The organism is Arsenophonus sp. ENCA, from assembly GCF_002287155.1.
Classification (GTDB): domain Bacteria; phylum Pseudomonadota; class Gammaproteobacteria; order Enterobacterales; family Enterobacteriaceae; genus Arsenophonus; species Arsenophonus nilaparvatae.
On the sequence record NZ_NHNG01000182.1, the window covers coordinates 1 to 3,943 of the forward strand.

General features: G+C 40.1%; 3 protein-coding genes and 1 rRNA gene. 3 read left to right on the top strand and 1 reads right to left on the bottom strand.

Annotated elements, in window-relative coordinates; genetic code table 11:
• Positions 1-94, bottom strand: a 16S ribosomal RNA gene (locus tag CBG25_RS04705); the annotation flags it as partial.
• Between the two features lie 651 nt (positions 95-745).
• On the opposite strand from CBG25_RS04705, the gene purH reads away from it, so the two are divergent.
• The 3 genes from purH to CBG25_RS04720 all read left to right on the top strand — a co-directional run.
• Positions 746-2,335: a bifunctional phosphoribosylaminoimidazolecarboxamide formyltransferase/IMP cyclohydrolase gene (purH, locus tag CBG25_RS04710; protein ID WP_290604929.1), complete on the top strand. Its 1,590-nt coding sequence runs from the start codon at positions 746-748 to the stop codon at positions 2,333-2,335.
• Between the two features lie 16 nt (positions 2,336-2,351).
• Positions 2,352-3,635: a phosphoribosylamine--glycine ligase gene (purD, locus tag CBG25_RS04715; RefSeq protein ID WP_290604931.1), complete on the top strand. Its 1,284-nt coding sequence runs from the start codon at positions 2,352-2,354 to the stop codon at positions 3,633-3,635.
• Positions 3,636-3,746: 111 nt separating this feature from the next.
• The coding region (locus tag CBG25_RS04720) for a hypothetical protein (protein ID WP_290604058.1) at positions 3,747-3,943 on the top strand (197 nt) is incomplete at its 3' end.

The following is a 3,943-nucleotide window of genomic DNA, read 5'->3' on the forward strand; positions in this document are numbered from 1 at the left end:
CAAGGAAGCAAGCTTCCTCCCGCTGCCGCTCGACTTGCATGTGTTAGGCCTGCCGCCAGCGTTCAATCTGAGCCATGATCAAACTCTTCAATTAAAAGCTTGATGCTCAAAGAATGTTTTACTGACCGTAACGCCCTTCTGTTCAACTCGCTTTGCCGGTGTTTGACCACCTTCGCCGCTGCCGTCCAAAATAACGTTACAGCATATTAATTCATATATGAATTAACTGTTTTGTCACTCTTCAAGACTTTAAAATCAAATATTTTTTTGATGATGTATTGCGAGTGCCCACACAGATTGTCTGATTAATTGTTAAAGAGCGTGCGACCTAGGCCGCGAGGTGGCGTACATTACGCTTTTCACCTGTAAAGTCAAGTAGTTATTTCTACTTTTCTTTACCCTGCGCCAAGAAAATTCAATTCAATTGATTCGTTCTATACTGACTCAGTGGGGGCGCATTATAGGCAGTTTTACGCAGCTGGCAAGCTTAATTTTGCATAATTTTGTTTAATTGATTAATTAAACAGCAAAGCATTATATTATACCGAATTATTAACAGAGTTATCCACAAAAATAAAATGACAAAAATTATAGCGAAATACGCAAACGTTTGCGTTACAATTGCATTTGCGACAAAAAATATTTGATTGAAACTAGTTATTTTCGAATATCATTTGTAATAGCGAATAGCCGTAAAATTTAATTAATGTTTTAAAACATTTTATTATTCCAAGGGATCTATTTCATGCCACAACTCCGCCCTATTCAGCGTGCTCTACTGAGTGTTTCTGACAAAGAAGGTATTGTTGAATTTGCTAAAGCTTTATCTCAACGTAAGGTTGAACTTATCTCTACCGGCGGTACAGCTAAATTATTGCTAGCGGCCGGGTTAACTGTTATAGAAGTTTCCGATTATACAGGATGGCCAGAAATGATGGCCGGCCGTGTCAAAACGCTTCATCCGAAAGTACATGGTGGTATTCTAGGCCGGCGCGGGCAAGATGACGAAATAATGAGACAACATCAAATTACGCCAATTGATATGGTTGTTGTTAATCTTTACCCTTTTGCAGAAACTGTTGCCAAACCAGATTGTACGCTAGAAAATGCTATTGAGAATATTGATATTGGTGGGCCAGCCATGATCCGTTCTGCTGCCAAAAATTATAAAGATGTGGCGGTCGTGGTTAATAGTCAGGATTATCACAAAATCATCGAAGAGATGGATAATCAGCAAAACTCTCTAACTAACATATTCCGCTTTGACTTGGCAGTTAAGGCTTTTGAACATACTGCCGCTTATGATGGGATGATTGCTAATTATTTTGGTAAGTTAGTACCTTCTTATTATGGTGAGATGAACCAGCCTTCAGGTAAATTTCCTCGTACATTGAACCTGAATTTTATTAAACAGCAGGATATGCGTTACGGCGAAAATAGTCATCAAGCTGCGGCTTTTTATATAGAGGAAAATAGAGTAGAAGCCTCTGTTGCTACAGCAAGACAGCTACAAGGCAAATCGCTTTCTTATAATAATATTGCTGATACTGACGCAGCCTTGGAGTGCGTAAAAAGTTTTTCCAAACCGGCTTGTGTCATTGTCAAACACGCTAATCCTTGTGGTGTTGCGGTCAGTACTGATATCTGTGCGGCTTACGATCATGCTTTCAAAACTGATCCAACCTCTACATTTGGTGGTATTATTGCATTTAATCGTGAATTAGATGCAAATACGGCTAAAACAATTATTGAGCGTCAATTTGTTGAAGTCATTATTGCACCTGCGGTTACTGAAGCTGCCCTCGCAATACTTGCAAGCAAGCAGAATGTGCGTGTTCTGGCCTGTGGCCAATGGCATTCACCTATTGCAGGTTTAGATTTCAAACGCGTAAATGGCGGCTTATTGGTGCAAGATCGCGATTTAGGTTTAGTAACCAAAGCTGATCTGCGTGTCGTTTCCAAACGTCAGCCAATCGAACAAGAAATAGATAATGCCCTATTTTGCTGGCATGTGGCAAAATTTGTAAAATCCAATGCCATTGTTTATGCCAAAAATAATATGACAGTCGGTATTGGTGCGGGACAAATGAGCCGAGTTTATTCAGCAAAAATCGCGGCATTAAAAGCGCAGGACGAAAATTTAGATCTTGTCGGATGTGCAATGGCATCTGATGCTTTCTTTCCATTCCGAGATAGTATTGATGCTGCCGCTACCGCTGGCATAACCTGTGTTATCGAACCAGGTGGTTCAATTCGTGACGATGAGATCATAGCCGCAGCTAATGAACATGATATCGCGATGATTTTTACTGATATGCGCCATTTCCGTCATTAATTTAGGGAGCAATAACATGAATATTTTAATTATCGGCAATGGTGGTCGTGAGCATGCTTTAGCATGGAAAGCAGCACAATCCCCTCTCGCTGACAAGGTTTATGTTGCACCCGGTAATGCCGGAACTGCACTAGAAAAAAATCTAACCAATATTAATATTCCAATAACAGATATTACTGGATTAATCGATTTTGCCAAAAATAATAATATTGGTTTAACGATCGTTGGACCAGAAACCCCCTTAATTCTAGGCGTTGTTGATGCTTTTCAACATGCTGGTTTAACGATCTTTGGTCCCAGTCAAAAAGCAGCACAATTAGAAGGCTCTAAAGCTTTTACGAAAGATTTTCTTACACGTCATGATATTCCGACCGCCACTTACCAGAATTTTACCGAAGTTGAACCCGCACTCGCCTACCTAAACAAAATGGGCGCCCCGATTGTTATTAAAGCTGATGGGTTAGCCGCAGGTAAAGGCGTGGTTGTTGCTATGACTTTAGAAGAGGCCCAAAATGCTGTCCATGATATGCTTGCCGGTAATGCATTTGGCCAAGCGGGTCATCGTATTGTTATTGAGGAATTTCTTGACGGCGAAGAAGCCAGTTTTATCGTAATGGTTGATGGTAAGAATGTCATTCCTATGGCAACAAGCCAAGATCATAAGCGTGTTGGTAATAATGATAGCGGGCCAAATACGGGTGGAATGGGGGCATATTCTCCTGCTCCGGTTGTCACAGACATTATTCATCAGCGTGTAATGGATCAAATTATTTATCCTACGGTAAAAGGTATGTCGCTCGAAGATCGGCGATATCAAGGATTTTTATATGCAGGATTAATGATAGATAAACAAGGAAATCCAAAGGTTATTGAATTTAATTGTCGATTTGGTGATCCAGAAACACAACCCATTATGATGCGCTTACAATCTGATCTGGTAGAACTTTGTCTAGCTGGCGCTAAAGGAGAATTAGCGGGTAAAACATCATGTTGGGATGAACGCTGTGCCTTAGGTGTTGTCATGGCCGCTGAAGGTTATCCGGCCAATTATCGTAAAGGTGATATTATTGAAGGGATCAATGATAACCCAGCAGAAATGTGTAAAGTTTTTCACGCCGGAACAGAATTAAAACAAAACCAAGTCATTACTGCCGGTGGCCGTGTACTGTGTGTTACCGCGCTTGGAAAAACAATTCTTGATGCCCAAAAAGCAGCTTATCAGAAAGTAGAAAAAATATCCTGGACGGGTTGTTTTTATCGAGATGATATCGGTTATCGAGCACTCGCTCGTTTAAAATAAAAAATTTAAAGTTTCTCTTTTGTTGGCGCCCATAGACAGAAACACGAGTTTCGCAGTCTCTAAAAAAGAAGTATAAATTTAAAAACAAGAAAAAATCAGGATGTTCATATTTTGTCCGGTTATCCATGCATTAAAGATATCTATAAAATATTCTTGCAAGTAAGCAGTGTAAGATACTCTAGTTTGGCGTTATCAGAAGTCAGCCCATCGCCTTTATCTCATGACACGGTTAGCCGATGGTTAAAAAGTAGATGTTTCCGCCCTAAAGACCTATGGCGATTAGTTGAACCTTCTATAGACAAAAAAAG

Coding starts and splice junctions, on each gene's coding strand:
- purH (WP_290604929.1), top strand. CDS start 746: ATGCCACAACTCCGCCCTATTCAGCGTGCTCTACTGAGTGTTTCTGAC.
- purD (WP_290604931.1), top strand. CDS start 2,352: ATGAATATTTTAATTATCGGCAATGGTGGTCGTGAGCATGCTTTAGCA.